The sequence below is a fragment of the Luteococcus sanguinis genome, assembly GCF_039527675.1.
Taxonomy (GTDB): Bacteria; Actinomycetota; Actinomycetes; order Propionibacteriales; family Propionibacteriaceae; genus Luteococcus; species Luteococcus sanguinis.
This window is the reverse complement of the sequence record NZ_BAAAKI010000016.1, coordinates 76025-102963: the sequence shown is the minus strand read 5'-3', so window position 1 is coordinate 102963 and position 26939 is coordinate 76025. Positions and strand designations below refer to the sequence as shown.

Here is a 26939-nt window from a genome sequence, read left to right as displayed (position 1 = left end):
ATGGTCAGGTCTGGGGACGTGCAAGGGGGCGTGCGGAGAGCTTCTGGACGAGCAGGACCGTCGCGCCGACCGCCAGCCAGACGAGCCCGACGGAGCGGGTGAGGCCCTCGGTCTGGCTGAGTGCGAACAGCAGGGCGACCGAGCCGAGCAGCGGGACGAGAAGGTGTGCGACGAGTCGACCGCTGCGCTCCTGGTTCCAGCAGCGCCACCACACCGCGGCGTGCAGGAAGACATAGCTGGACAGGGCCCCGAAGGTCACCAGCGAGGTGACCAGCTCCGCGCGTCCGGCCAGCGCGACGCCGAGGACGAGTGCCAGCGCACCCGTGGTGAGCACCGCGGCGCGCGGCACCCCGGTCTCGGTGGTGGTGCCGAGGAAGCGGGGCAGGACGCCATCGCGTCCCATGGCGAAGAGCAGACGGGCGGTGGACGCGTGCGCGACGACCAAGCAGGCGAAGATGGCGACGAAGGCATTGGTGAGGGTGAAGACGACCGAGAACCAGCTCGGGGCCACGGCGTCGACCGCGTGGTAGAAGGCGCGGGTGGTGGTCGTCCCCTTCGCGAAGGCAGCGTCGGGGCTGACCAGCGCGGCGGCCCAGACCTGCAGGCAGAACAGGACGGTGACCACACCGAGCAGCACGGTGGTGGCCCAGGCGACGGCCCGTCCGCCGCCCTTGGCCTCCTCGTTGAGGGTGGCAACGGCGTCGAACCCGAGGTAGCTGAGCGCGGCGATCGAGACCGCCGACAGCACCCCGGCCGGTGTGACCCCGGCGCGCCACAGCGGTGCTGCGCTCAGCTGCACCTCGCCGCTGCTGACCGCTGCTGCGACGAAACCGAAGAAGGTGAGCATCACGGCCATCTGGATGGCCAGCAGCACCAGCCCGGCCCGGGTGGTGACGGTGATGCCGAAGACGTTCAGCAGCACGGACGCGAGCACGAAACCCAGCGTGAACACCACGACGGGGATGCCCGGGATGGAGTGGGCCAACGCCAGCGAGGCGAGGATCACCAGGAGTGAGGGCATCATCAGGTAGTCGAGCAGGATCATCCAGCCGGCGATGAAGCCGAGGTGCTCTCCCGCCCCATGGCGGACGTAGCCGTAGACCGATCCGGCGGTCGGGAAGCGGAGCGCCATCTCGCGGTAGCTGACCGCTGACAGCCCCATCACGATGGCGGCGACGGCGTAGACCAGCACCGGGACACCGCCGGAGCGGTTGACGACCGGCCCGAAGACGGCCACCGGCGCCAGCGGGACGAAGAACAACAGCCCGTAGACGAGCAGGGACCCGAAGCCGAGCTGGCGGTGCAGCTGCGGCTGATAGCCCAGCGCCTCGACCTCGTCATGGGCGGGGGCCGTGGTCTCGGTGGCTGTGAACTCGGCGGCGGTCATCGGGTCTCCTCGGGGTCGAGCCAGCTGGAGGCGAGGGCTTCAGGGGAGGCACCGGAGCCGGCGCGCAGCGCGCCCAGCAGGGGTACACCGGTGAAGTCGGCGAGCTCGGCGATGTTGCAGCTCTCGGCCAGGTCGGGCGCGACTCCGGCAACACCGGGCCAGGAGCCGACGACCAGTCCGGCGACGGCGTGCCCCCGAGTGGTGATCGCGTCGCAGGTGAGGCGGGAGTGGTTCAGCGTCCCCAGCCCCGGCCGCGCGACCACGACGAAGACGGGCGGAGTGCCCAGTGTCGTGAGCGCGTCCGCGAGCTCCAGCAAGCCGTCCCCGACACCGTCGAGCCCGACCGTCACTCCGCCGGCACCCTCGACCAGGACGAGCTGGTGTTCGCGGGCAAGCGCCGCCAGGTCGCGCGCGACGTCCGCCATCGGGGCCAGCGTGACGCCGGCACGGCGGGCAGCCGTGGTGGGCGCCAGCGGTTCAGGCAGCCGGACGAACTCGAGGCAGCGTTCGGGCGCGAGTCCGGACAGGCGTCCGACGAGTTGGACGTCCCCCTCCTCGCCGGGCTCGAGCCCGGTCTGGGTGGGCTTCACGACCACGAGGTCGGTGCCGTCGGTAAGCAGTTGGCGGGTGAGTTCGGCGGTGACGATCGACTTACCGACGTCGGTGTCGGTGCCGGTGATGATGACGATGCCGCTGGTCACGGGCAGTTTCGTGGTCATGCCGCCTCCTTGGTGGTGCGTTGCACGTTCGCGAGGACGGCAGCGGTGATCGCGCCACAGACGCGGTCGAGTTCCTCGGGGGTGATGACGAAGGGCGGCATCGCGTAGACGAGGTCGCGGAAGGGCCTGATCCAGGTGCCGTGGTCCAGCGCGGTGCGGGTGGCCAGTGGGACGTCGACAGCGCCCTGCAGCTGGACCGCCGCCGTGGCGCCGAGGACACGGACCTCGCGCACCCCGGGCACCTCGCGCAACCCTCCGAGCCCGCGCTCGAAGCCGTCCGTGATCGCGGCGACCGGCTCGCGCCAGGCTCCGGACGCGATGATCCCCAAGCTCGCCGAGGATGCGGCGCAGGCCAAGGGGTTCCCCATGAAGGTGGGTCCGTGCATCAGGGCGCCACCCGGACCGGCGTCCAGCTCGGCGGCCAAGGCGTCCGTGGTGATCATCGCGGCCTGGGTGAGGTAGCCGCCGGTCATCGACTTGCCGACCACCAGCACGTCCGGAACCACCTGGGCCCAGTCGCAGGCGAAGAGTTGCCCGGTGCGTCCGAAGCCGGTCGCGATCTCGTCGGCCACCAACAACAGCCCGCGCTCGGTGGCCTGCGCGCGCAGCCACGCCAGCGCGATGGGCGACCAACCCCACATGCCACCCGCGCCCTGCAGCACCGGTTCGACGACGATGGCGCACAGCTCGTCCTGGTGTTCGTCGAGCACCTGTGCGGCCGCGCTGCTCCATGCGTCCACGGCGTAGGCCTCGGCACCAAAGCGGGGCGGGCGGGGCAGGAAGACCTGTGTCGGCAGGGAATCGGCGAACATCGCGTGCATCCCGCCACCGGGGTCGCAGACGCTCATCGCGCCGAGCGTGTCGCCGTGGTAGGCCCCCGTCAGTGCGGCGACCCTGAGCCCGCCACGGCTACCGGCGGAGCTGCTTGCTCGGCAGATCGCGACCTGACGGACGAACTTGAGCGCCACCTCCATCGCGACCGAGCCGGAGTCGGCCAGGAAGACCCGGTTCATGCCCGCTGGCGCGAGGTCGACGAGCTGCTCGGCGACCCGCACCGCAGGCTCGTGGGTGAGTCCGCCGAACATGACATGGCTGAAGCGGTCGACCTGGGTGTGCAAGGCCTCGTCCAGCACCGGGTTGCGGTAGCCGTGCAGCTGGCACCACCACGACGCCATCGCGTCGACGGCCTCGATGCGTCGCTTCCCGTCGTCAAGCACCAATGTGCTGCCGGACGCCTCCTCGACGACCGCGAAGACGGACGAGGGCTTCGAGGGGGCATAGGGGTGCCACAGGTGCTCGGCGTCTCGAGCCAGTAGACCGGTGGCGTGCTCCATTGCATCCTCCTCATTGCGGATGCATGATTTCTACACCCCGACTTGAACACTGTTCAAGTCGGTTCCCACCAGCCCGGATGCTGGGACGCTGTCAGGCGTCCGAGAGCTGCGCGATGGTCGCGGCGGCACGGCGCACCGCGCCGCTGGGGACGGTCGCCACCAGGTCGTCCAGGAACTCATACCGCCGCCGCATGGACGCGACGAGGGTCCGCGGCAACGAGCAGATCCGCTCGTCCTTCCCGTCGCGCACCTTGTGCCACCAGTCGGCGATGTCACCCCAGCCGGGCGCGGCCAGCGAGCCGCCCACCTGTTGCACCGACAACGACGAGCACAATGCGGAGAAGGCGAGTCGTTGGTCCAGAGGCCAGCCGGCGAGCGAGCCGAGCACCAGCGCCGCGCAGAAGACGTCCCCCGCCCCGGTCGGGTCGACGGCACGGACGCGTAGTGCCGGGACGACCGCTTCCTCGCCGGTCACCGAGTCGATCGCGCGGGCCCCGTTCGGGCCCTCGGTGACCACCGCCAGGGGGACCCGGTCGGCGATCGCGTAGAGCGCGTCCGAGGGGGTCTCGGTGCGGGTGTAGGCCATCGCCTCCAGCTGGTTGGGGGTGAAGGCATGGCAGTACTGCAGTTGGTCCAGGACGCTCGTGTCCCGGACGCCGGTCTGGTCGAAGCCGACGTCGGCGAACAGCAGCGAGCCCTGCGCGCGGGCCTGGTCGGCCCAGGTCGGGTCGGCGTCGTCCCCGATCGGGGTCTCGGGGTGCAGGTCGACGATGCACGCCCGGGCCGCGGGAGGGGTGCCGATCATCTGGGACGCGGGCTGCGGCGCCGGGTGGCCGTGGGTGACCATCTGGCGGTCGTCCCCGACGGCCATCGAGACGGTCACCGGCGAGTGCCACTCGGGGTAGCGGGCGGACGCTGACAGGTCGACGCCCTCCTGGTCGCGCAGGGTGCGCCAGCAGAACTCGCCGTAGTCGTCGGTGGAGAAGGCGGCGCCCAAGGAGGTCCGCAGGCCGAGCCGGGAGGTGGCCACGGCCAGGTTCGCGATGCCGCCCGGGCATGAGCCCATGCCGTCGCTCCAGATCTCCTCGCCTGGGCCGGGCATCTCGTCCATGCCGGTGAAGATGATGTCCAGGAAGACCATCCCGTGCAGGAAGACGTCGAAGGCCGGCGCGTCGGGCGCGCGGAGTTGGGCGAGCGGGTCGAAGGTCACGAGACCCATCCTCACCCACGCCGGCGCCGGGCAATGGCAGCCGGACGGGCGTTCAGCGAGCCTTCACCTGCGAGACCGGTCCTCATGCCTGGCTGGCCGCGGCGTGCGCGTGTCGATGGTGCGCGTCCGGGTAGTGCGCGGGGGGTCAGTGGCTGTGGGAGCTGGGGTGCGCGCGCTCGCCCTCGGCATGCGTCCCGTCGCCGTGCTCCCCATCACCATGTTCATGGTCGATGCCCTCGGTGTGGTCGAAGTCGTGGGTGAGCTGGTTGATCCGCTCCCACGTGGGCCCGTCGACGCCGACCGCTGCGGCCGGGAAGAGACCGTTCTCCTCGTGGTCGATGTGGTGGCGCAGCGCCACCTCGAAGGCCGGGTACTCGTCGAGGTCGCCGTCCATGATGCGTTCCAGCTGCTCGTCCAGGCTGGAGTGCTCGTCGCACAGCGAGTCGATGGTGGCGGTGTAGTCGGGGTCCTTGCGCATCTCGTGGAAGAGCCCCGCCTCCTCGGCCTTGGTGTGTGGCCACAGGGTGTTCGCGAGCACCAGTCCGGCCTGTCCGACCTTCTCGAGGTCCTTGGTGGCGACGGCGCGGCCGAAGTCACCGAGCAGGTCGACGACCGTGTAGTGCTCCTCGCTGAAGCGACCGATCACGTCGATGGAACGACATCCGCAGTACTCACACATGGGTTGCACCCTACGCCCGCACCTTCGCAGCCCCAGTGGCGAGGGATCCGCCCGCCAAAATCGCCACGTGAGAGCAATCCGGTCCCACGGCGGAACCGGATTGCCCTCACACGGCATCCTTGGCGGAGCCAGGCGACGGGACTCGCGTCAGGAGGCCTGCTGGGTGTAGGGAACGCGGACCCAGCTCAGCGGCTCGCCCTTCTTGGAGGGGTTCACCGTGAACATCAGGTAGTCCTTGTTGTTGCTGGACCCGTCGGTGGTGATGCGGGTGAGATTGCTGGAGCCGGTCACCCCATAGAAACCCAGCCACTTCGAACCGTCGGCCAGCGGCTGGTCGACGTTGTAGACGTGGCTGTCACCGTTGATGAGGTAGGTCTTGCCACGGAAGGCGTTCGACTCGTCCACCAGCGTCTGGACCAGCGGCTTGAAGGCGGAGTTGTCCTTCCACTGCACGTCGTAGGTGGGGTCGAACATGTCGGCCTGCAGCATCACGACCACGGCCTTGTCACCATTGCGACGGGCCGCGGCGAAGGCGTCGTGCACATTCTCCACTGCGGCCGTCATGCGCTGGGCCTGGTCGGCGGCCTGCTCGCTGGTCACGGAGGTGTTGCCGATGCCGTCCCAGACGTTCAGGTCGTCGTTCGAGCCGACGACGTGGACGGTCGCGAAGCTGACCCCCGCGCGCTCCAGACGGACGTTCTCGGGGACACCTAGGTAGGACTGGCTGGTGACCGTCGCGGGGTTCTGGCCCATCGTGCTGCCGGGGTTCGCGAAGAAGGTCTTGCGGTCGAGGGCGAGGCGGTCGAGCGGGTTGTACGCACCATTGTTCGCGCGATGGCAGTCGGTCCACTCGTTGTCGCCCGGGGTGTAGACGAAGGGGTTCACGAAGCGGTCGAAGTCGCTCTTGATCAGGGCGTAGTAGGGGTCGTCGCAGCGCGTCGAGCCGTTCTTGATGTCACCGACGTGGAAGGTCATCTTCGGGTTGGCGGCGTTGATCTGGTCGATCCAGCTGGGGAACAGCTTGATCTGCGCATCGCCGTAGGGGACGTCACCGATGACCGCGAAGGTGTACGGGTTCTTCGTGGTGGACGGGTGATCACCCTGGCGGTGGACGGCCGCATTGGACGACTGGGCCGCCTGGACGAGGGCTGGGGCGGGTGCCAAGGCAACGGCCGCGCCGAGGGCGACGGCGGCGGCACCGCGGGCGAGATGGGTGCGGAACATCGGTGGGGCTCCTCTCACGCGAGCCGCCACTCTGACGGCCCCGGAGCACTCAAGCGACCGTCTCGGACATCCACGTAATGCTTGGACAGCCGAACAGTGAACTGCGTCCGCCAAAATCGCCACGTGAGAGCAATCCGGTCCCACGGCGGGGCCGGATTGCCCTCAGCGGGCGTTCCTGGCGGAGTTCAGTCGGACGACTTCGACGGACGACCGGGACCGCGCGGCTCGGGGACGTCCTTGGGCAGGCGCCCCGCTTGGCGCAGGGCGTCGCGCAGCACCAACTCCACCTGGCCGTTGACGCTGCGCATCTCGTCCGCGGCCCATTTCGTGAGCGCTTCATGCACCTGGGGCGACATCCGCAACAGCAGCTGCTTGCGCCCGGCGCGAGCCATCGGCTCGACACCCTTCTTGTTGGGCACGCTCAGTACAGCGATCCGGTGTTGATGACCGGCGCCGACTGCTGCTCCGAGCACAGCACCACGAGCAGGTTGGAGATCATGGCGGCCTTGCGTTCGGGATCGAGCTCGATGTCCGATTCCTCGTCGAGCGTCCGGACAGCCTGCTTGGCCATCTCGGTCGCCCCCTGGACGATCACCTGGCGCGCGGCCAGCACGGCCTGGGCCTGCTGGCGGCGCAGCATCGCGGAGGCGATCTCTGCGGCATAGGCGAGGTGGGAGATCCGCACCTCGACGATCTCGACACCGGATACTGCGACCCGCTCGGCCACCTCGTGCGCCAGTTCCTGGTTGACCTGGTCGGTGGCCTCGCGCAGGGTGATGACCGAGCGCTGGCCCGCCTCCGAGAGCGAGTGGTCGTCATAGGGGTGGCTCATCGCGACATGTCGCAGCGCCGACTCGGCCTGCTTGCGGACGAACTCGTCATAGTGCTCGACCGCGAAGGCAGCCTTGGCGGTGTCGGCGACCTGGTAGACGACGATGGCACCGATCTCGATCGGGTTGCCGTTGGCGTCGTTGACCTTGAGCGGGGCGGTCTCGAAGTTGACGGCCTTCACCGAGATATTGCGTGCGACGGTGAACGGGACCGTCAGGTTCAACCCGGTATTGCGGACCGTGCCGAGGTAGTGGCCCAGGAACTGGACCACCCGCGCGTCACCGGGGTTCACGATCGTCAGGCCGGTCAGCCCGATGGCTGCCAACAGCACGACGCCGGCCGCCGCGACGACCTGGATCGGGTGTTCGTTCATCAGCCCATTGGCCATGAGCAGCGCGGCCGCGATGAGCGCCAGCACGCACAGCAGCAGCACCCACGCGCCGCCAATGCTCCACGCGCGTCGCTCGGCGACGTCGACACGAATGCCGGCGTGACCCACCGGACGCGTGCTGATGGGAACCTCGTCGGGTGCCGGTGCGGAGTCGAGGGTCGGGGTCTGGCTCATGGTTGCGCCTCCGGGGAAGTGGCTCGCCGAGGAAGTGGCGATATCAAAGTGATATCACATTTCGGCTGACGTGGAGCCGCCCCGAGAGGATCTTCAGCCAACCGGGCCGGGCTGCACGATGCGCGTCCCCGCGTCCCAGTCGAGCACCAGGCTGGACCTCTCCCCCGTCACCGTCACCACGGAGGGACTGCGTTCGACCTGGGCCCAGTCACAGTCCAGCCGCGGGTAGTCCGAGCGCTGCGGAACCCCGTCCACACAGAAGTCCCCGCGGAACCGCTGCTTGTACTGGTGCAGATCGGTGCTCCAGACCAACTCCTCGCGCGTCCAGTCGAGGCTGGTCTGCTTGAGGTGGTCGACGAAGCGTCCCAATGACCCGAACTCCTGCCGGTCGGTGACGACCACCGCCCAGCCGCTGATCACCCCGCGCTGGATCACCTCGACGTCCGAGAGCATCTCGACCGGGTTCAGCGAGAGCACCCCGATGTAGGAGTCGCGCCGCCGGCCGGCGACCAGACGCTCGCTGATCGTGGTCTCGTCGAAGCGGACGAAGGGGAAGAAGAGGTGGCTGAGCTGATGTCGTCGTCCCTCGAGATAGCCCTTGCGGCCACGGACGTCGTGCAGCGCCAGCAGCACATTGCGGTGCTGGCCGACATCGGGGTTGATGCCATTGCCCACCCACGCCGAGGGGGTCGAGGGGCGGGCGTACTCGCTCAGCTCGGTCGATCCGGGGTGGGTGGAGAAGACGGTGATGTCGTCCGGGAGCGCCGCCTGCCAGATCTGTTCCTGGTCGCCGAACTCGCCGGGGCGGTGGTGCTGCGCGCTGGAGAGCAGGTAGTGCGGGGTGCGGTAGGTCTGCACGTCCGCGCGACCCATCGCGATGCCCTGGGTGATCGGGTTCATCGCGCGCAGCGTCGCCACCTGCAGCCGTTCGGAGCGCAGCTTCGCGAACGGCGTCAGCGGCGAAAGGTAACGGTTCTGGCCCAGGTCGTGTCGCCGGATCGCGTCCAGCGTCGGACCGATCGCCTCCGGTGTGGTGAAGGCCTCCATCGACCACAACAGCTCGACCAGCGCATCGCGCCGTTCGGCATGGCCCAACCCGGGGCGGGCGGCGACCACCGCGGCGACCTCGCTGGCGTCCAGTCCCTGGGAGGTACGGACCAGGTGGTCGGCGTCGGCGTCGGCGATCTCCCGGATCACCTCGGGCACCTGGTAGCGGCGGCGGGCGACAAAGATCCCGCTCACCTCGTCGGGGTCGAAGGCCGGTTGCTCGTCGCCAAAGGCCGAGGCCAGCACGGTGTTGATCTCGGAGTGCTCCGGACGTGCCTTCTGCACCCCGTTTGCCCGCCCGGCGGAGGCGACGAAGCGTCCGTCGAAGCGATGCAGTGCCATGTCCAGCATCAGCAGGTCCAGCACCATCGCGGCGCGGGTGACCAGTTCCTCGTCCTGGGAGTGGTCGATCAACAGCGTCAGGCCCGCGACGTCCAATTCGTAGTAGGTGTGCGAGAGCCATTCGCTGAAGCCGTGATGGAAGCGGTTGCCGAGCCACTCGAGCAGGCGCCGCCGCCCGCGGTCGGCCTTGCGGGAACCCTTGCGTCCGTCGTTGGTGAAGGCCTGGTGGGGGAACAACTGGCCAGCGAGGTGCTCGCAGACGCTGAACATCAGCGCGTGGCTCTCGCTCCAGTGGCACATGTCGTCACTGCCGGGCTCGTCCAGCCAGTAACGGAAGCCGAGCACCGACCGTTCCATGTCGGTGCGCAGGTGGGGCGGGAACTCGTCCCCGGCCTCGTAGAGGAACTTCAGGACGATGAGCATCCGATGGTCGGCGAGATCGCGGCGCTCGTCGATGGGTGCGAGCAGGCAGCGGACCAGGGGTTCGCCGACGCGTCCTTGGGTGAGGTCGCGAGCGATGCCGGCGTGACCGGACCGCCGGATGGGTCCGGACCCGTACGGCGACTGACTCATCACTCCCCCTGTGCTGCGGCCAAGAAGGTGCCATGCCCGCCGTCTTGGACGTCCAACCCACATTGTCCCACCCAGCGTGAGGTCCAAGCATGGAAACTACTGGTCGGACGGTCCACAGTGGCAGGGCGTCCGAGACCGTGGTCGGACGCCCGCCGTCGCCCCCCGCCATAGGCTTGGCGCGATGAGCACCCGGGACGAGCTGCGCCGCATCGAGTTGCGGCACGCCACCTGGTCACTGGACCTCGCGGTGACCGGGATCATCGCCGTGTTGGTACTGCTGCCCACCCTGTTGTTCGGGCTGAGATCCAACACCGACCCGATGCTCCTGCTCACCAGCCTGGTGATGGTCGTGGCGATCGCCTTCCGACGTCGCCGGCCGCTGATGGTGCTACTGGTCGTTGCGACGTGCTTCCTGGTGCAGGCATGGCTGGTGCAGTACCCGACCTTCTCCCTGGTGCTGGTGCCGGTGACCGTCTATTCGGTCGCGCGCTGGGTGCCCGGACTGCCCGCGCGCCTGGCGCTGGTGATTGGCCTGTTCGGCTCGATCGTGGGGCCGGTGAGCTGGTTGCGCGCCTTGACCGGCGCGAGCTTCGAAGACCTTTTGCACTCCCTGGGGCCGAACTCCAGCTCCGGGACCATCCTCGCCGTGCTCGCACTGGGGGTGGTGATGTGCGCCGCGATCGTGATGTCGAGCTATGCCACGGGACGTCGGGTCCGGGAGTCGGCGCAGGCCGGCCAGGAGAGGCTGGTCGCCGAGGCGAAGCGTCGCCAGTTGGAGCTGTCCGAGCGGGAACAGGCCGCCCAGAGCGCCGAGGCCGCCGTCCGCGCGCAGATCGCGCGAGAGCTGCACGACGTGGTCGCCCACTCGCTGTCGGTGATGGTCGTCCAGGCCGAGGGCGGACGCGCGATCGCCGCCAAGCACCCAGAGCAGGCGGCGGTCGCGCTGGACACCATCGCCGAGACCGGACGCGACGCCCTCACCCAGATGCGCCGCATCGTCGGCGTCCTGCGCGGCACCCCGGACGAGACCGCCGACTTCGCACCCTCCCCCGGACTGCAGCAGATCCCGGAGTTGGTGGAGCGGGCCGGCGACGGACGGGTACAGCTGGTCGTCACCGGCACCCTGCCGCAGGTGCCGCCGACCTTCGCGCTGGTGGTCTACCGCGTGGTGCAGGAGGCGATCACCAACTTCCTCAAGCACGCGGGGCCCGAGGCGCACGCGCAGGTGCAGCTCAGCTACGGCAGCGAGGTCATCATCGTCGAGGTGCTGGACGACGGTGCCGGTGCGTTGGCGGCCGGCGACGGACGCGGCCACGGCCTGCGCGGGATGCGGGAGCGGGTCAGCTCCCAGGGCGGCCAGTTGGTCGCCCGCCCCCGCCAGGGCGGAGGTTTCCTGGTGCGCGCAGTGCTCCCCGTCCCCAGCGACCGGACCCCGAGCGTCAACCCACGGTCCCCGAGCCGTGACCCCCGTTCCCCGAGCCACGGCCCACGGTTCCCGAGCCTGTCGAGGGGTCCCTCCGGCGACCCGAACCAGCCACCCCCGAACCCCTTCACGGACGACACGAGAATGATGGAGCGCTAGATGATCACGGTGTTGCTGGCCGACGACCAGGCCCTGGTGCGCAGCGGCTTCCGGATGCTGATCGACGCCGAGGACGACATGCAGGTGGTGGGTGAGGCGGCGGACGGGTCCGAGGCCTGCGCGGCCGTCGCCCGCACCCACGCCGACGTGGTGCTGATGGACATCCGGATGCCGATCATGGACGGCGTCGAGGCCACCCGCCGGATCGCGGCCTCCGGGGAGGCGACGAAGGTGCTGGTGCTGACCACCTTCGACCTGGACGAGTACGTCTTCGCAGCGCTCAAGGCGGGCGCCTCCGGCTTCCTGCTCAAGGACGCGCGCCCGGCCGAACTGCTGCAGGCGATCCGCACCGTGGCCGCCGGTGAGGCCGTGATGGCGCCCACCGCCACCCGGCGTCTGCTGGACCACATCGTCCCCACCCTGCCGTCGGCCCCCGGACGTCCGGACGAGCGCTTGGCCCTGCTCACCGACCGGGAGCGCGAGGTGCTGGCCGAGATCGCGAAGGGGGCCACCAACACCGAGATCGCCTCCACCCTCTACATGGCCGAGGGCACGGTGAAGACCCACATCGGACGCCTGCTGAGCAAGCTCGCGATCCGCGACCGGGTGGGCCTGGTGCTGTTCGCCTACGAGGTCGGTCTCGCCGGACGCTGAGCCGCCAACGCACGAACCGGGGTTGGTTCACACCGACTGCGGTGCAAACCAACCCCGGTTCCCATGCTCGGGCGCTCAGCCCTTCACCGCTCCGTCCGAGGTGTTCATGATCCGCTTCTGGAAGACGAAGAACAGGATCGCGACCGGGATCGTCATCAGGGCCGCCGCGCCCAGTTTCAGCGGGTACTGGTTGCTCATGCCGCCCAGCCCACCGGACGCGAGTGTGCCGACGCCCTTGGTCAGCGTGTAGAGCTCGGGGCTCTGCGAGGCGACGATGAAGTGCGAGTACTCGTTCCAGGAGCCCTGGAAACTCAGGATCGTGATGGTGATCAGCGCCGGCGTCGCCATCGGCAGCACCACCGACCAGAAGGTGCGGAAGGTGCCCGCACCATCGATGCGTGCCGCCTCCTCGACCGCCGGGGGGATGGACTCGAAGAAGTTCTTCATGATGAACACCCCGGCCGCGTCCACCAGCAGCGGCAGGATCAGCGCCGGATACGAGTTGTAGATGCCGAGCTGGTTGATCACCAGGAACTTCGGGATCAGCAGGATCACGCCGGGCACGCTCATCACCGCGATCAGCATCGCGAACACGACCTGGCGCCCCCGGAACCTCAGCCGCGCCAGCGCGTAGCCCGCCAGGGAGTTGAAGAAGACGCGTCCGGCGGTGACGAAGAGCGTCACGATGACCGAGTTGAGGAACCAGCGCGGGTAGTCGGAGTTGCGGAAGAGGCGGTCGTAGGCAGCCGTCGTCCACACCTGCGGCACCGGGCTCATCGCGTTCGCGGTGGCCTCGGCGTCGGTCTTGAAGGAGTTCGCCACCTGCAGCACGAAGGGGAAGATGTAGAACACGGCCATCACCGAGAGCAGCCCCAGCGCGACCCAGCCCGCCGGACCCATCCGGTTGGCCTGTCGGGCGTCCGAGGCGTCCATTGTCCTGCTCATGCCTGGCCTTCCTTCTGGACGATGATCTGCGCGGCAGCACGTTGTTGCGCGGCCTTGAGATCGCGCGCCTCCTTGTCGGCCTTCAGTTCCTTGCGCGACATCCGCGAGTAGTCCGAGTCACCCAGCACCATCCGCTGGACCAGGGTCATCAGCACGATGATCGCGAACAGGATGAAGGCGATCGCCGCCGCCTTGCCCCATTCGCCGTCGTTGAAGGCCTTGGTGTAGCTCAGGTAGGCCGGGGTCATCGTCGTCTTGGCCGGATCACCCTGGGAACCGATGGCGATCTGGTCGAAGACCTGCCAGGTGCCGATCAGGCCGAGGGTGATGACGGTGAACAGCGTCGGACGAAGCATCGGCAACGTGATGTGGCGGAAGCGCTGCCAGGCCGTTGCACCGTCGACCATGCCGGCCTCCGAGGTCTCCTCGCCGATGTCCTGCAGCGCGGCGATGAACAGCAGCATGAAGGTGCCGGAGGTGGTGAAGATGGCCATCAGGATGAAGGCGCACATGGCGATCGAGGGACCCTGCAGCCACTGGTAGCCCGAGACGCCGAACAGGCCCGGCTTGGCCAGTGCCCCGGTCTCGTGCACGCCGAGCGGCTCCAGCAGCATGCCGAGCACGCCGCGCGGGTCGTTGAACCAGTTGGGCCCGTTGATGCCGAGCCACGACAGAGCCTTGTTCACCGCACCGGTGGCGTTGAACAGGAAGAGCCACAAGACGGTGATCGCCACCGAGCTGGTCACCGACGGGAAGTAGAAGGCGGTGCGGAAGAAGCCCTTCCCGCGCAGCCCCTTGCGGGTGACCATCACCGCCAGGAAGAGCGACATGATCGTCTGCAGCGGGACGACGAGCGCCACGTAGTAGAGGTTGTTACGGATGCTCAGCCCGAAGTCGCGCGCGGCCAGACCCTTGCCGCCCAGCACCGCGGTGTAGTTCGCGAAGCCCACGAACTTCGCCGTCCCGGAGAAGGGTGAACCATTGCCGTTCCAGTCGGAGACGCTCACCCACGCGGCCATCACGATCGGGATGAACAGGAACAGGCCCAGGATGATGATGACGGGCGAGACGAACAACCAGCCCGCGAGGTTCTGGGAGTTTCCAGAACCCCGACGTCGGCGTGCGACGGCGGAAGCCATGCGCGGTCAGCCCGCGACGACGGGCTCGAGGTTGGTCTGGACCGAGTCGAGGATCACCTTCGGGTCCTTGGCCTTCAGCTGGGAGAGCTGCGCGTTGAGGTCCTTGATGACGTCGGCGGCACCCACCTGCGCGGGCAGGTTCTGGGCGTAGTCGGCACCGTTGATGAAGGGCACCATCTTCGGGTTCGCCGCGCTCCACTCGCTCTTGGCCGACTGGATGGACGGCATCACGCCGAAGGCCTTGGCGAAGGCGAGCTGCTGCTCCTTGGTCGTCAGGTACTCGACCAGGCTGACCGCGCCGCCGATGTTGTCGGACTTGGCGGTGACGCCCCAGCAGTTCGTGTACTGCAGGGTTCCCTTGGCCTTGCCCTCGGGAAGCTCGACGGCGGTGTAACCGACGTCGGAGTAGTCGCTCTGCATGGCGCCGGTGATCCAGTTGCCCTCGATGACCATGGCCGCCTGCTGCTTGCCGAAGGCCTCGCCGCCCCATCCGGCACCGAGATCCGCGGAGGTGGCCGCCCAGCCGTCGGTCAGCGCCTGCTTCACCCAGGTCAGGGCCTCGACATTGGCGTCCGAGTTGGCCGTGGCCTTGCCGTCGGTCACCAGGCCGCCGCCGCCCTGCGCCAGGAAGGCGCCGACGCGCTGGATCTCCGGGGAGAAGGTGAGGCCCTTGACCTTGCCCTGGGTCAGCTTCTTGCCGACGGTGGCCAGGTCGTCCCAGGTCTTGGGGTAGTCGGCCTCGGTCAGGCCGGCTGCCTTCCACAGCTTGTCGTTGATGACCAGCTGCAGCGTCGAAAAGTCCTTCGGGGCGCAGTAGAACTTGCCGTCGGACGCGGTGAAGGCCTCCTTGAGGCCGGGGTAGAAGTCGTCGGCGTTCGACAACTGGTCGCCGTAGGCGTACAGGTTGCCGGCCTTGACCCAGCCCGCGAAGGCGTCGGTGGAGGTGTAGACGACGTCGGCGGGGGTGCCGGCGGCAAAGCCCTGGGTGGCCTGTTGGACCAGGTCGCTGGCCACCACCACCTTGGCGGTGATGCCCGAGTCCTTGGACCAGGCGGCAACGGCGTCGGTGACGGCCTTGGTCTCGGCATCACCCGAGGAACCGATCAGCACCGAGACCTCCTTGGTCGTCGGGCTCTCCTTGGCAGCCGCCGAGGCCGCACCCGAACCCGACGCGGTGCCGGAGCCGCTGTCGAAACCGCTCCCTCCGCCACAGGCGCTGAGGGCTGCGACCGCGCCGAGGGTGGCGACGGCGGCCAGGGTCTGCTTGATCTTCATCTGGGTTCCTCACGGTTGGGTCGGGTGGGTTGAGGTCGAGCGGACGGCGGTGGTGCAGGAGCGTCAGCGGACGGGTGGCAACTCGATGCTGCGCGGAGCAAGGACGGGGACGACCAGACGTTCGTCCGGTTGCAGTGCCCGGCCCCGGGACTTGGGATCGAGGTCGTGCACCAGGGCGGACGCGAGCAGCTGCGCGCACCGTTCGACGGGCTGCGCGATGCTGGACATGGTGATCGCCGCGGCGACCGGGGTGTTGTCGAAGCCGATCACGGGCAGTTCACCGAAGTGGGACTCGGTACACCGGCGCCGGATCGCCTCGCGGGCACCCAGGGCGAGCGAGTCGGACGCGCACACGACGCCCTCGACGCCCAGCTCCTCCAGTCGCTGCATGGAGACCAGGCCGGTCGGGGTCCCGTCCTCACCGTCGGCCTGCCACTGCTCCCAACCCTCGATACCGGCCTCCGTCATCGCCTCGGACCAGCCCGCGCGACGGTCGTCGCCCGATTCCGAGCCACGCGGCCAGCCGATGAAACCGATCCGGGTGTGGCCGAGCGAGAGCAGGTGCCGAGTGGCCGCGCGGGTGCCGGCGCGTCCGTCCACGTCGACCCAGATGTGGTCGGCCTGCTCGACCTTGCCCCATGGACGTCCGAAGGCGGCGCAGGGAATACCGAGCTCGGCCAGCTCGGCCGGACGACGGTCGTCGGCGTGGGTGCCGGTCAGCACGGCCCCGTCGATGGACCCCCGCTCGAACAGCTCACGGGCCTGGGCGACCTCGTCGCGTTCGTCCGTCGCGGTGAACAGCATCAGGTTGTAGCCGAGCTCCTGGCACTCCGCCACGAGGTGGTGCAGGAAACGGTCCATGATGGCGCCGTTGATGCCGTCCGAGGCAGGCAGGATGCGCATCCCGATCGTCCGTGACCGCTGGTTGCGCAGGGCCTGCGCGGCGACATTGGGACGGTAGCCCGATTCCGTGATCGCCTTCTGGACGCGTTCGCGCGTCTCGGGCCTGACCAGGTGCGGGGCGTTGATCACATTGGACACGGTCTGGCGGGACACGCCGAGCTCGTTGGCCAGGCTGACCAGCGTGGGGCGGGTCATTCATCACCTCCATGTGACGAAAGTGCCGGTGTCAGCACCGGCCGCATGCCATGATCGTCACCAAGGCCATAGCGAGCGCCTTTGAACGATCCACAGTGCTGTCATCGTCACGCGCACCCGCCCCCCTGTCAAGGGTTTCGACGCCCAGCCCTGCAACAATGGACGCTCTCAACCCTTTGTCCCCAGCTGACCCACGAAGGCTCCCCACATGGTCAACCAGCCCTTCCTGTCCGGCCGATCGGCGCTCGTCGCCGCGCCCTTGCAGGCCTGGTCACAGCTCGACGGCCAGGCCGATGCCAGCGCCCCGCACGGCGGGATCGACGGCGTCCACTGCGGTGACGAACGGGTGCTGTCGGCGATGGTGCTGGGTTGCACCAGCCACGAGATGGAGCACGTCAACACCAGCGAGCCCGGCGGTGGTTCGGCGACGTACGGCCATGTGTTGCGCACTCCCGAGCTCGGGGTCGACCCGGCACTCGTCCTCACCCGGCACCGCGAGGTGACCACGACGAGGGTCCGGGAACGCCTGGTGCTGACCACCGCCGCGACCAGCGAGCAGGTCGTCGAGTTGCGCGCGACCCTGCGCGCCGACTCGACGTCGATGATGTCGCTCAAGGGTGGGGAACAGGGCCCTGCGGCATCGGTTCCCGTTGCGAACCATGCCGAGGAACTGACGTGGGGTTGGCGCGACGAGGGCACCCGCTGCCGGCTCACCGTCCAGGGTGGGACGCTGCACTCGTCCGCCGACGGCGTGGTCGAGCTCTCCTGGACCGTCCCGATGGCCGCGCGGGACGAGCGCGAGGTCGGCTGGGCCCTCGAGGTCTCCGATGCCTCACTGCCCTTCGTCGCCGACGACTCGGCGCCGCTGCTCGCCCCCACCAGCACCGACCCGCGGGTGCGGCAGCTGCTGGACACCTCCTTCCGCGACATCAACGGCCTGCGGATGCGTCGTCCCGGTTCCTCCGACCCCTTCCTCGCAGCCGGCGCACCTTGGTACTTCACGCTGTTCGGGCGCGACTCCCTGATCGCCGCGCGCAACCTGGTCACCCATGACGCGTCCATCGCGATCGGGACGCTGCGCACCTTGGCCGCGCTGCAGGGCAGAACGATCGACCGCGAATCGGCCGAGCAGCCGGGCAAGATCCTGCACGAGGTGCGCAAGCAGACCCTGGAGCTGGACGTCTCGCACCAGGGCCAGGACCCGGCCGGCTCGGCGATCAGCCTGCCGCCGATCTACTACGGGACGATCGACGCGACCCCGCTGTGGGTGATGCTGCTGGCCGACGTGGCAGCGACCGGCCGTACCGACGTGGCCGCCGAGCTGGCCGAACCGTTGCGCGCCGCGCTCGGCTGGCTGCTCGACCATGCGGACGCCGACGGCGATGCCTTCCTGGAGTACGTGGACGAGACCGGCCACGGCCTGGCAAACCAGGGCTGGAAGGACTCCGGCGACTCGGTGCGCTTCGCGGACGGGTCGCTGGCGAGCGCCCCGGTCGCGCTGTGCGAGGTGCAGGGCTATGCGCACGCCGCACTCGTCCTGGGCGCCGACCTGGTCGACGGGCTGGCCGGGAGCGATGACGCTGCGCTGGCGACGCGCTGCCGCGAGCAGGCGTCCGTGCTGGCCGACCGCTTCCGCGAGAGCTTCTGGACGAGGGATGAGCTGGGCCGCTACCCGGTGCTGGCGCTGGACGGCGCCAAGCAGCAGGTCGACGGGGTCGCCTCCAACATGGGTCACCTGCTCGGCACCGGCATCCTCACCCACGATGAGGCCGCAACCGTGGTCCGCCGCCTGATGGACCCCACGATGCGCTCCGGCCACGGCATCCGCACGCTCTCGACGACCAATGCCGGCTACTGGCCGCTGGGCTACCACGTCGGTTCGGTGTGGGCCCACGACACCGCCTTCATCGTGGACGGGATGCTCCGCGAGGGGTTCGTCGACGAGGCCGCCGAGCTGGCGAGCGAACTGCTGCGCGCTGCCGAGGGATTCGGGATGCGCCTGCCCGAGCTCTTCAGCGGCTTGCCGGCCGACGAGGCCTTCCCGCCCCAGCCCTACCCCGCGTCCTGCCATCCCCAGGCCTGGGCCGCCACCTCGTCCGTCGTCATCGCACGAGCACTCGACGGTCATTCCACCGACTGACCGCCTTCGGGCAGCGACGTGGGACAGACCCTCTCCTACCCGGGTATGACGTGGCCGAACGTCCAGATCATCCCCGCGAGCGAGGTGCGGCGAACCCACGCCCACATAGATTGAAGCCGCCGGGGCCGGATGGGCCCCTCGAGTTCACCCACTTTCGAGTTCACCCACTTCAATGCATGAAAGACGATGCATGACCACGAGAGGCCGCCATGTCGGTGCAGCACCAAACCCTTCCCCAACCCACTCCAGCAGCCGGTGACGTCGTCGCCGCAACCATGGACCTGACCAAGGTCTACGGCTCGGACAAGACCCAGGTCGTCGCGCTGGACAAGGTCAACGTCGCCTTCGATCGCGGCTCGTTCAGCGCGATCATGGGGCCTTCGGGCTCCGGCAAGTCCACCCTGATGCACTGCCTGGCCGGCTTGGACCGGATCACCTCAGGGCGCGTGATGCTGGGCGGTCAGGAGCTGACCTCCCTCAACGACAAGGACCTCACCAAGGCCCGTCGCGACCGCGTCGGCTTCGTCTTCCAGAGCTTCAACCTGTTGCCGACGCTGACCGCGAAGCAGAACATCCTGCTTCCGCTGGAGCTGGCCGGACGCAAGCCCGACCAGGCCTTCTTCGACCAGCTGGTGAACTCCCTCGGCCTCGCCGACCGCCTCGAGCACCGTCCGTCCGAGCTTTCGGGTGGCCAGCAGCAGCGCGTCGCCGTCGCGCGGGCGCTGATCAGCCGACCGGACGTCATCTTCGCCGACGAGCCGACCGGCGCGCTGGACTCCAAGACCGGCACCAGCCTGCTCACCTACCTGCGCCGCTGCGTGGACGACCTGGGCCAGACGATCATCATGGTCACCCACGACGCGAAGGCCGCCGCCTATGCCGACCGGGCGCTGATCCTGCTGGACGGGCACATCGTCGCCGACATCGCCCACCCCACCCCTGAGCTGCTGAACACCGAGCTGGCGCGGGTTGATGCCTGATGTTCCGCAACGCCATCAATGAGGTGCGCTTCCACCCCGGGCGCATCATCGCCACCTTGATCGCCATCGCGATCAGCGTCGGCTTCATGTCCGGGGTGTCGACCTTCATCACCACCCAAGGGGATGCGATCGGCAAGATGAGCTCGATCGGCCTGTCGACGGCCGACATCGCCGTCTCCAACAACGCCGCTCCCAAGGACGAGAAGGCCACCGGCGATGCCATCACCGCCAAGATCAAGGCGGTGCCTGGCGTCGAGGACGCCGAGCAGGTCATCAACACCTTCGGGGTGCTGACCACCGACACCGAGTCGTCCCAGCTGTATCTCTACGGCGCCCCCGGCGAGCGCTTCCGCTGGGCCGACCTCTCCTCGGGCGAGTGGCCCAAGGGCCCCAACCAGGTTGCCCTGAGCAACCAGGTCGCGGACAAGCTCAAGGTGGCGGTGGGTGACACCGTCAACCTCGAGGACAAGAAGCTGACGGTCTCGGGCATCACCAACGACGCCCCCAGCCTGGCCTTCAAGACCGGCTACCTGGATCGCGCGATCGTGGAGAAGATGGTTTCCTCCCCGATCGGGACGTGGGCCGTCGCCACCGGCCAGGGCGCTGACAATGCCGCCATCGCGATGAAGATCCACGCCGCCATCGCACCGCTGCTCATCGACCCCGACGTCAAGGACGCCGACGGCAACACCCCACTCGAGGTCGGCGCGGGGGCCGACATCCGCAAGTCGGCCGCACAGGGCATGACCGGAGAGTTCGACGTCATCAAGTACATGCTGCTGGTCTTCTCCGGCATCGCGGCCCTGGTCGGCATGATCATCATCGCCAACACGTTCACCATCCTGCTGGCGCAACGTCGCCGCCAGATCGGCCTGCTGCGCGCCGTCGGCGCCTCGGGGTCGCAGGTGCGACGCCAGTTCCTCGCCGAGGCGGTCATCATCGGTGCGCTCGGCTCGGCGCTCGGCGTCCTGCTGGGTCTGGGGATCGGCACCTTGGGTGCCGCCTACACCAAGGCCCTGTACTTCGGCCTGACGATCCCTTGGCGAGAGCTGGCGATCGAGTTCGCCGTCGGCGTCGTGCTGACGGTGCTGGCCGGCATGCTGCCCTCGCTGCGTGCCACCAGGGTGGCCCCGCTGGAGGCACTGCAGCCGGTCGCCACGAGCGAGCAGGTGCGCAAGGCGTCCATCATCCGGGCTGTGGTCTGCGGCCTGCTGGTGCTGACTGGCGGCGCCCTGGCCGCCCGCGCACTGACGATGTCGAGCGAGGCCATCTCGTCGGGCAACGTCGCGACGGGCCCCGTGGCCAGCGCGGTGCTGGGCGCGATGCTGCTCAGCGTCGGCATCCTGGCGGGTGCGGAACTGTTCATCCCCACCCTGCTCAAGGTGATGGGCAAGGTCTTCGGCTTCGGTCCGACGGCCAAGCTTGCGGCCGGCAACTCCGTGCGCAATCCACGCCGAGCCGCGGCCACGGCCACGGCCCTGATGCTGGCGATCGGCTTGATCGTCACCCTCCAGGTCGGCACCGCGACCGCCGAGAAGACAGCCCTGACCGAGATCGAGCGCACCTTCCCGATCGACCTGAGCGTCGCCACCTCGGCCTATGCCTGGAGCGCGGACGGCGAGGCCAAGCCCCTGAATTCGCTGCCCACCGCCGTGGCCGCGAAGGTCGACGCGATGGGCAATGTGGCCGACCGGGTGAAGCTGACCGGTGGTTTCGTCGAAGGTGACTTCGACCAGCGCAACCTGGTTCTGCTCAAGGACCCGGCCGCCGACCAGATGGGCAAGCTGCCCACCATCACCGACGGTCAGGTGCTCACCGGCGCCGACAACGGCACCGACGCGATCACGCTCAAGGGTCTGGGGGGCAAGGATGTGACCCTGAAGCCGATCAAGACCAATGCACTGGGCTACGACCAGTACATGGTCAATCAGGCGACCCTGACCAAGCTCGTCGCGAAGCCGGCGCTGCAGGGCTACTGGGTGCAGATCAAGGACATGGAACAGTTCGGCGGCAACATGATGGAACTGCAGCAGTTGCAGGCGTCCAACACCGGCATCAATGTCGACGGCTCCGCGATCATGAGCTCCATGATCAAGCAGGTGCTGAACATCCTGCTGATGGTCACCACAGCCCTGCTGGGGGTGGCCGTGCTGATCGCCCTGATCGGCGTCGGCAACACCCTGGGCCTGTCGGTGATCGAGCGGGCGCGTGAATCGGCCCTGCTGCGTGCGCTCGGCATGCAGAAGACCTCGCTGCGCTGGATGCTGCTGATCGAGGCGCTGATGCTGGCCCTGGCCGGTGTCATCGTGGGCGTGCTCGCCGGATCCTTCTTCGGCTGGCTGGGCGTCTCGGCAGTGCTGAAGCAGGCCGGCATCGCCTCCGGCCCGATGTTTGCGATCAACTGGGTACAGACGACCGGGATGGTGCTGATCGCCGTGGTCGCCGCTGCCCTGGCCTCACTGATGCCGGGACGCCGCGCCGCCAACGCGACGCCCACCGAGGCGCTCGCAGAGGCCTGACCACCGCCCTGGGAATCCCCCGCAACGAGGTGCCCACCCCCACTCGGGGGTGGGCACCGTCTGTGCCCCCCCCCGAGCCGACGACGCTCCCCGAGCGATCCCTTCCCGTTCCCCGAACTTGTCGAGGGGTCGACAGCCGAGAGCGTCCGGACAACACTTTGGACAACACCTGCTCGATGGAGTGGGGCCATGGACGTGGTGCAGGCGCGGTTGGCGCGTGAATGGACGGCGATCGAGCAGGCCGGCGAGCTCGAGTGCTGGTGCCAGGTGGCGGAGAACTGCTGGTGTGCCGAGGTGGGCACGCCGGTCGTCTGCCTGGGGCGATTGGAGAGCGGGGACGACCTGCTGGCGTTGCGCCTGCTCGGTCTGGCCCGGCACGGGGACGTCGCGGCGGCCCGCGTGGTGCTGCAGGCCTTGCTGCCCCAGCTGGGCCTGACCCTGCGCCGAGGCGAACAGGTCGGCGACCACCTCGGAATGGTCTGGGAAAGGGTCCTGCGCCACCGCCCTTGCTCGACCGGGAATGTGCTGGAGAACCTCGCCCGCGCCTGCCGTCGGCACGCGGCTACCGAGCTGGACCATCGGCGGCAGCTACCGATGGCTGGCCTGGAGTCGCTCGCGCACGACGAGAGGCACCTGCGAACAGCGACCGGCGACCATGACGCGCACGCGGAGGATCTCCTCGCGGACGCCTTCCGGGTGGGAATCGTCGACGCCTACACCGTCGAACTACTACGCGATGTGTACGTGCTGGGGATCACGAGCACCCAAGCGGGTGGGATGCGTGGTCTCAGTGGCGACGCAGTTCGAGACAGGTGTCGCCGTGCGATCGCGCGAATTCGTGCCCACACATCAGATGCTGGGGACGTCGCGTGAGCTCTGGCTGCAGCCCGAAGTCCATTCTTCGGTTTTTCTCAGTTCCGCTTTGCTGACCGCTCGGTTGGTGCCATACTCAACACATCGCAGACATCACGTCGGAGAGGTCCTGAGAGCCCCGATTTGAGCGATCCAAAAGCGCCCAGGGGGTTGCTGGGGGTGACCAGCAGCCCCCTGGTGCCATGTTCGGCGAGAGTTAGGCTCAAGCCATGTCCAACCAGCGCCGAGATGATGCCCGCCGACGGGTCGAGCTGAGCGAAGCGGCAGCCCGCAACGAGGCCATCGCCGCACAGAAGCTCATCGACGACTTCGTCGCCGAGGCCAATGCTCGCGGGGTCCGCCCCGAACCCCTGCGCGCAACCCTGATCGGAGGCGGCGAGGTGAAGACCGACCAGTCCGGCTGGTACCTGCGCCGAAACCACTCACTCGCAATCGGCACCGGCGGTGAGTACTACGTCATGACGGTCCCTGGCGGGGGCGTGCTGTCCCGATTCCGCGGGGCCAAGCTGACGCCCACCCCGCCGTCCCTGCAGGTCGGCCGAGGTGGACGCGACGGGGAGACCGGCGACCTGTCGGAATTCCTCCAGTGGCGGTTGGACGCGGGGTGAACTCGACCTTCTCGAACCTGCGGCGCCTGCTGCGTCACCCCCGCTTCCGCACCCTGCTCGGCGTCCGGGTACTGACCCAGAGCGCCGATGGCGCGCTGCAGGTCGGCATGGCCAGCCACATCCTGTTCAACCCGGCCGACCAGCCGGATGCCTGGTCGGTGGCCGTGATGCTCGCAATCACGCTGCTGCCCTTCTCGGTCGTCGGGCCCTTTGTCAGCGGCCTGCTCGACCATTGGCAGCGCCGGCAGGTGGCCGTTGTCGTCGACGCCGTCCGCTGCGCGCTGGCCGTCGTCGTCGCGGTGCTGGTCGGGAGCGATGCGAACGGTTCCTCCTCACAGGCCGCCCTCTTCGCCGCACTGATGGTCGCGTTGGCACTGAACCGCTTCCTGCTGGCAGGGCTCGCGGCCGCACTCCAGCACACCATCGGCGAGGACGAATTCCTCACCGCCAGCGCGCTGATGCCGATGGTGGGTCCGCTGGGCCTGCTGGCCAGCGGTGCTGTCGCGGCGACGATCCGGATGATCGGGGCACAGTTCACGTCCACCGATCGCGCCGACGCGGGCATCTTCCTGTTCGCGGCCCTGCTGTGGGCGGGGTCCGTGGCACTCGCCAGCCGGGTACCGCGGCACGCCTTTGGACCACTGACGATCTCGCGGGTCACCCGCGCGTCCGAGACCTGGCATGCACTGGCCGGTGGCCTGCGTCACCTGCGCGAACGCCAACCCGCGGCTCTGGGGGTGGCGACCATCACGCTCGTCCGGGCCGGCTATGGCGCCACGCTGACGACGGTGATCCTGTTGTTCCGCAACCACTTCCACGACGCCACGCAGTTGGGCGGGGCGATGGCCGGCGTGGGCGGCTGGATGGCGCTGAGCGCCGCCGGCTTCGCGCTCTCGGTGGCGGTCGTCCCCCCGGTGGCGCACCGGATCGGGATGCGCGCCACCGTGGTCGTCACCCTGCTCGCATCCGCCGCCGTGCAGCTGGGGCCGGGCAGCGTCCTTCACCCGACGGTGCTGCTGCTCGCGTCCCCGCTGATCGGATTGCTCGCCCAATCACTCAAGGTGTGCATCGACACCATCGTCCAGGCGCACACGGACGACGAGTTCAAGGGCCGCGTCTTCGTGGTCTACGACGCGCTGTTCAACGCCGGCGTGGTGGTCGGCGCGGTCACCGCTGCCGCACTGCTGCCCGCCGACGGCGCCTCGCGCGCCCTGCTGGCCGGCATCGGCCTGTTCTACCTGGCGATTGGGGTCGGCTTCTGGGCGGCCAGCGCCCGGATCGGCCGGGAGACCTTCGACGCGGGCACCGAGCTCGCGCTCAGGGCCCCCGCCTGACACCCCCCTGGGCGCAAAGGGTCAGCGGGCCGCGACGGCCTGGCGGTAGAGGCGTCCGGCTCGGTAGGACGAACGAACCAGCGGCCCCGATAGCACCCCGGAGAAACCGATCTCCTCCGCCTCCTCGGCCAGCTCGTCGAACTCCTGGGGAGTCACCCAACGGTCGATCGGCAGCAGCGTCACCGCAGGGCGCAGGTACTGGGTGATCGTGATCAGCTCACAACCAGCGTCGAAGAGGTCCTGCAGCGCTTCGGAGATCTCCTCACGCGTCTCGCCCATGCCCAGGATCAGGTTCGACTTGGTGACCAGGCCACGCGCACGCGCCTGGGTGATCACGTCCAGTGAGCGGTCGTAGCGGAAGCCCGGACGGATGCGCTTGAAGATGCGCGGGACGGTCTCGACGTTGTGCGCGAAGACCTCGGGAGCAGCATCGAAGAGCTGGCCGAGCAGCTCCGGGCGTCCGCTGAAGTCGGGCGCCAGCATCTCCACGCCGACGCCGGGGTTGAGCTCGTGCACCTTGCGGATGGTCTCCGCGTACAGCCAGGCGCCCTCGTCCTCGAGGTCGTCGCGGCACACGCCGGTGATGGTGGCGTACCTCAGGCCCATCGTCCGGACACTCTCGGCGACGCGCAAGGGCTCGCCGGTGTCGTAGCCCTCGGGCTTGGCGGACTCGATCTGGCAGAAGTCGCAGCGACGGGTGCACTGGTCGCCGCCGATCAGGAAGGTGGCCTCACGGTCTTCCCAGCACTCGAAGATGTTGGGGCAGCCCGCCTCCTGGCAGACGGTGTGCAGGTCGTTGCCCTTCACCAGCTGCTGCAGGTCCTTGTACTGGGGCCCCATCGTGGCCGTCGTCTTGATCCACTCCGGCTTGCGCTCGATCGGAGTCTGGGAGTTCTTGACCTCGACGCGCAGCAGCCGGCGTCCTTCGGGAGCGATGGTCACGAGAGGGGTCCTTCCGAGGTGAGGTGCCCTTGACGGGTCAGGTGTTGCGCGAGCAGTGGTTGGAGGCGGCGGGCCACCTCGAGCAGCGTCGGAGCGGGCCCGTCCAGCTCCTGCTCCATGGAGGTTACCCCGGCGTCCGCAATGCCGCAGGGGACGATGTTGTCGAAGCCCGACGAGGAATTGGTGACGTTCAGCGCGAAGCCGTGCAGGGTGGTGCGCTGGGTGACGCGGATGCCGATGGCGCAGATCTTGCGCTCCGGACGCAACGGACGAGCCCCCACCACACCCACGTGCTGCGGCACCAGGACGTCGGGGGTGTGACCCTCGACGCCCACGATCCGCAGCCCGGGGGCACCGGGCGCGCCGGCGAGGCCGGGGACGTAGTTGCCCGTCCGTTCGGTGCTGGCGGCGTGGTGGTGGGTCGGCGGGACGACGACCGGCACGGACGCGGGGTCGTCCGCGGGCAGCCAGACGCCCGTGCGACCGGGCACGCGTCCGGCTTCGATGCCGTAGTCGGCCAACAGTTCGATCACGGCCTGCTCGACGCGCCGGACGTGGTCGACGACGCCGACCCGGTCGGGTAGCCGCACGATCGGATAGCCGACCAGCTGGCCGGGGCCATGCCAGGTGATGTTGCCACCGCGGTCGACGTCGACCACGGGCGTGCCGTCGAAGGGACGTTCATCGGGGCGGGTCTGGCGGCCGGCCGTGTAGACCGACTCGTGCTCCACGAACAGCACCCGGCCGGGGATCTCGCGGGCGGCGACGCGGGCGTGGCGCTCTTTCTGGATGTCCCAACCGCGGTGGTACTCGACCAGCGTGGGCGGCTCGTCCGCCAGCCCCAGGTACTCGAACTCCAGCGGTTCCGCCCCTTGCAGCGCGCTGGACGGACCGGGGAACTCGTGCTGGGGGGCGAAAGTCACTCGCGTGAGCATACGC

Annotated in this window: 23 protein-coding genes; 8 read left to right on the top strand and 15 right to left on the bottom strand. The window is 68.8% G+C overall.

All coding sequences use genetic code 11. The annotated features are described in order from the left end of the window. Window positions 1–4: 4 nt before the first annotated feature. The 9 genes from ABD089_RS11490 to ABD089_RS11450 form a co-directional block, all read right to left on the bottom strand. Window positions 5–1387, bottom strand: a complete 1383-nt coding sequence (locus ABD089_RS11490; RefSeq protein ID WP_343886552.1) for an APC family permease — start codon at window positions 1385–1387, stop codon at window positions 5–7. Next, complete coding sequence (gene bioD / locus ABD089_RS11485; protein ID WP_343886551.1) at window positions 1384–2106, bottom strand: dethiobiotin synthase; 723 nt, start codon at window positions 2104–2106, stop codon at window positions 1384–1386. The genes ABD089_RS11490 and bioD overlap by 4 nt, the downstream gene beginning before the upstream one ends. Continuing rightward, window positions 2103–3440 carry an adenosylmethionine--8-amino-7-oxononanoate transaminase gene (gene bioA, locus ABD089_RS11480; RefSeq protein ID WP_343886550.1) on the bottom strand — a complete coding sequence of 446 codons (1338 nt, stop codon included), beginning with the start codon at window positions 3438–3440 and terminating at the stop codon, window positions 2103–2105. The genes bioD and bioA overlap by 4 nt, the downstream gene beginning before the upstream one ends. Before the next feature lie 91 nt (window positions 3441–3531). Then, on the bottom strand, window positions 3532–4650 hold the full coding sequence (locus ABD089_RS11475; protein ID WP_343886548.1) for a carbohydrate kinase family protein: 1119 nt from the start codon (window positions 4648–4650) through the stop codon (window positions 3532–3534). A gap of 145 nt (window positions 4651–4795) precedes the next feature. Further along, window positions 4796–5329 carry a hemerythrin domain-containing protein gene (locus tag ABD089_RS11470; protein WP_343886547.1) on the bottom strand — a complete coding sequence of 178 codons (534 nt, stop codon included), beginning with the start codon at window positions 5327–5329 and terminating at the stop codon, window positions 4796–4798. Between the two features lie 147 nt (window positions 5330–5476). Continuing rightward, window positions 5477–6553 carry a hypothetical protein gene (locus ABD089_RS11465; protein WP_343886546.1) on the bottom strand — a complete coding sequence of 359 codons (1077 nt, stop codon included), beginning with the start codon at window positions 6551–6553 and terminating at the stop codon, window positions 5477–5479. Between the two features lie 185 nt (window positions 6554–6738). After that, complete coding sequence (locus ABD089_RS11460) at window positions 6739–6972, bottom strand: type II toxin-antitoxin system antitoxin (protein ID WP_343886545.1); 234 nt, start codon at window positions 6970–6972, stop codon at window positions 6739–6741. A 2-nt stretch (window positions 6973–6974) separates the two neighbouring features. Continuing rightward, window positions 6975–7949 (bottom strand): SPFH domain-containing protein, encoded by a 975-nt coding sequence (locus ABD089_RS11455; RefSeq protein WP_343886544.1) that lies wholly within the window; start codon window positions 7947–7949, stop codon window positions 6975–6977. A gap of 93 nt (window positions 7950–8042) precedes the next feature. Then, window positions 8043–9911 (bottom strand): hypothetical protein, encoded by a 1869-nt coding sequence (locus ABD089_RS11450; RefSeq protein WP_343886543.1) that lies wholly within the window; start codon window positions 9909–9911, stop codon window positions 8043–8045. Between the two features lie 181 nt (window positions 9912–10092). On the opposite strand from ABD089_RS11450, the gene ABD089_RS11445 reads away from it, so the two are divergent. Together ABD089_RS11445 and ABD089_RS11440 are read left to right on the top strand one after the other, a co-directional pair. Further along, a complete protein-coding gene (locus ABD089_RS11445) occupies window positions 10093–11493 on the top strand; it encodes a sensor histidine kinase (protein ID WP_343886542.1) in 1401 nt (466 codons plus the stop codon). Further along, window positions 11494–12147: a response regulator gene (locus tag ABD089_RS11440; protein WP_343886541.1), complete on the top strand. Its 654-nt coding sequence runs from the start codon at window positions 11494–11496 to the stop codon at window positions 12145–12147. A 75-nt stretch (window positions 12148–12222) separates the two neighbouring features. Here the strand turns inward: ABD089_RS11440 and ABD089_RS11435 are convergent, their stop codons facing one another. The 4 genes from ABD089_RS11435 to ABD089_RS11420 form a co-directional block, all read right to left on the bottom strand. Then, entirely contained in the window at window positions 12223–13092 is an 870-nt protein-coding gene (locus tag ABD089_RS11435) for a carbohydrate ABC transporter permease (RefSeq protein ID WP_343886540.1), read from the bottom strand. Then, window positions 13089–14231 carry a carbohydrate ABC transporter permease gene (locus ABD089_RS11430; RefSeq protein WP_343886539.1) on the bottom strand — a complete coding sequence of 381 codons (1143 nt, stop codon included), beginning with the start codon at window positions 14229–14231 and terminating at the stop codon, window positions 13089–13091. Before ABD089_RS11430 ends, ABD089_RS11435 begins: the two co-directional genes overlap by 4 nt. Window positions 14232–14237: 6 nt before the next feature. After that, a complete protein-coding gene (locus ABD089_RS11425; protein WP_343886538.1) occupies window positions 14238–15506 on the bottom strand; it encodes a sugar ABC transporter substrate-binding protein in 1269 nt (422 codons plus the stop codon). 63 nt (window positions 15507–15569) lie between these two features. Continuing rightward, complete coding sequence (locus ABD089_RS11420) at window positions 15570–16604, bottom strand: LacI family DNA-binding transcriptional regulator (RefSeq protein WP_343886537.1); 1035 nt, start codon at window positions 16602–16604, stop codon at window positions 15570–15572. A gap of 208 nt (window positions 16605–16812) precedes the next feature. Here ABD089_RS11420 and ABD089_RS11415 point away from each other — a divergent pair, with 208 nt between their 5' ends. From ABD089_RS11415 to ABD089_RS11390, 6 genes are all read left to right on the top strand, one after another. Continuing rightward, window positions 16813–18744 carry a glycogen debranching N-terminal domain-containing protein gene (locus tag ABD089_RS11415; RefSeq protein WP_343886536.1) on the top strand — a complete coding sequence of 644 codons (1932 nt, stop codon included), beginning with the start codon at window positions 16813–16815 and terminating at the stop codon, window positions 18742–18744. A 209-nt stretch (window positions 18745–18953) separates the two neighbouring features. After that, window positions 18954–19724 (top strand): ABC transporter ATP-binding protein, encoded by a 771-nt coding sequence (locus ABD089_RS11410; RefSeq protein ID WP_343886535.1) that lies wholly within the window; start codon window positions 18954–18956, stop codon window positions 19722–19724. Continuing rightward, window positions 19724–22243, top strand: coding sequence for an FtsX-like permease family protein (locus tag ABD089_RS11405; RefSeq protein WP_343886534.1), 2520 nt, complete (start codon window positions 19724–19726; stop codon window positions 22241–22243). Before ABD089_RS11410 ends, ABD089_RS11405 begins: the two co-directional genes overlap by 1 nt. 189 nt (window positions 22244–22432) lie before the next feature. Continuing rightward, complete coding sequence (locus ABD089_RS11400) at window positions 22433–23116, top strand: hypothetical protein (protein ID WP_343886533.1); 684 nt, start codon at window positions 22433–22435, stop codon at window positions 23114–23116. A gap of 209 nt (window positions 23117–23325) precedes the next feature. Continuing rightward, on the top strand, window positions 23326–23724 hold the full coding sequence (locus tag ABD089_RS11395) for a hypothetical protein (protein WP_343886532.1): 399 nt from the start codon (window positions 23326–23328) through the stop codon (window positions 23722–23724). Further along, complete coding sequence (locus tag ABD089_RS11390) at window positions 23721–25058, top strand: MFS transporter (protein WP_343886531.1); 1338 nt, start codon at window positions 23721–23723, stop codon at window positions 25056–25058. Before ABD089_RS11395 ends, ABD089_RS11390 begins: the two co-directional genes overlap by 4 nt. A gap of 21 nt (window positions 25059–25079) precedes the next feature. On the opposite strand, the gene lipA is transcribed toward ABD089_RS11390, so the two are convergent. Together lipA and lipB are read right to left on the bottom strand one after the other, a co-directional pair. Continuing rightward, window positions 25080–26000, bottom strand: coding sequence for a lipoyl synthase (lipA, locus tag ABD089_RS11385; protein ID WP_343886529.1), 921 nt, complete (start codon window positions 25998–26000; stop codon window positions 25080–25082). Then, on the bottom strand, window positions 25997–26878 hold the full coding sequence (lipB, locus tag ABD089_RS11380; protein WP_343886589.1) for a lipoyl(octanoyl) transferase LipB: 882 nt from the start codon (window positions 26876–26878) through the stop codon (window positions 25997–25999). The genes lipA and lipB overlap by 4 nt, the downstream gene beginning before the upstream one ends. Between the last annotated feature and the right edge of the window lie 61 nt (window positions 26879–26939).

Coding starts and splice junctions, on each gene's coding strand:
- ABD089_RS11395 (WP_343886532.1), top strand. CDS start 23,326: ATGTCCAACCAGCGCCGAGATGATGCCCGCCGACGGGTCGAGCTGAGC.
- ABD089_RS11470 (WP_343886547.1), bottom strand. CDS start 5,329: ATGTGTGAGTACTGCGGATGTCGTTCCATCGACGTGATCGGTCGCTTC.
- bioA (WP_343886550.1), bottom strand. CDS start 3,440: ATGGAGCACGCCACCGGTCTACTGGCTCGAGACGCCGAGCACCTGTGG.
- ABD089_RS11415 (WP_343886536.1), top strand. CDS start 16,813: ATGGTCAACCAGCCCTTCCTGTCCGGCCGATCGGCGCTCGTCGCCGCG.
- bioD (WP_343886551.1), bottom strand. CDS start 2,106: ATGACCACGAAACTGCCCGTGACCAGCGGCATCGTCATCATCACCGGC.
- ABD089_RS11440 (WP_343886541.1), top strand. CDS start 11,494: ATGATCACGGTGTTGCTGGCCGACGACCAGGCCCTGGTGCGCAGCGGC.
- ABD089_RS11400 (WP_343886533.1), top strand. CDS start 22,433: ATGGACGTGGTGCAGGCGCGGTTGGCGCGTGAATGGACGGCGATCGAG.
- ABD089_RS11445 (WP_343886542.1), top strand. CDS start 10,093: ATGAGCACCCGGGACGAGCTGCGCCGCATCGAGTTGCGGCACGCCACC.
- ABD089_RS11435 (WP_343886540.1), bottom strand. CDS start 13,092: ATGAGCAGGACAATGGACGCCTCGGACGCCCGACAGGCCAACCGGATG.
- ABD089_RS11490 (WP_343886552.1), bottom strand. CDS start 1,387: ATGACCGCCGCCGAGTTCACAGCCACCGAGACCACGGCCCCCGCCCAT.
- ABD089_RS11455 (WP_343886544.1), bottom strand. CDS start 7,949: ATGAGCCAGACCCCGACCCTCGACTCCGCACCGGCACCCGACGAGGTT.
- ABD089_RS11420 (WP_343886537.1), bottom strand. CDS start 16,604: ATGACCCGCCCCACGCTGGTCAGCCTGGCCAACGAGCTCGGCGTGTCC.
- ABD089_RS11450 (WP_343886543.1), bottom strand. CDS start 9,911: ATGAGTCAGTCGCCGTACGGGTCCGGACCCATCCGGCGGTCCGGTCAC.
- ABD089_RS11410 (WP_343886535.1), top strand. CDS start 18,954: ATGTCGGTGCAGCACCAAACCCTTCCCCAACCCACTCCAGCAGCCGGT.
- ABD089_RS11465 (WP_343886546.1), bottom strand. CDS start 6,553: ATGTTCCGCACCCATCTCGCCCGCGGTGCCGCCGCCGTCGCCCTCGGC.
- ABD089_RS11405 (WP_343886534.1), top strand. CDS start 19,724: ATGTTCCGCAACGCCATCAATGAGGTGCGCTTCCACCCCGGGCGCATC.
- ABD089_RS11430 (WP_343886539.1), bottom strand. CDS start 14,231: ATGGCTTCCGCCGTCGCACGCCGACGTCGGGGTTCTGGAAACTCCCAG.
- ABD089_RS11425 (WP_343886538.1), bottom strand. CDS start 15,506: ATGAAGATCAAGCAGACCCTGGCCGCCGTCGCCACCCTCGGCGCGGTC.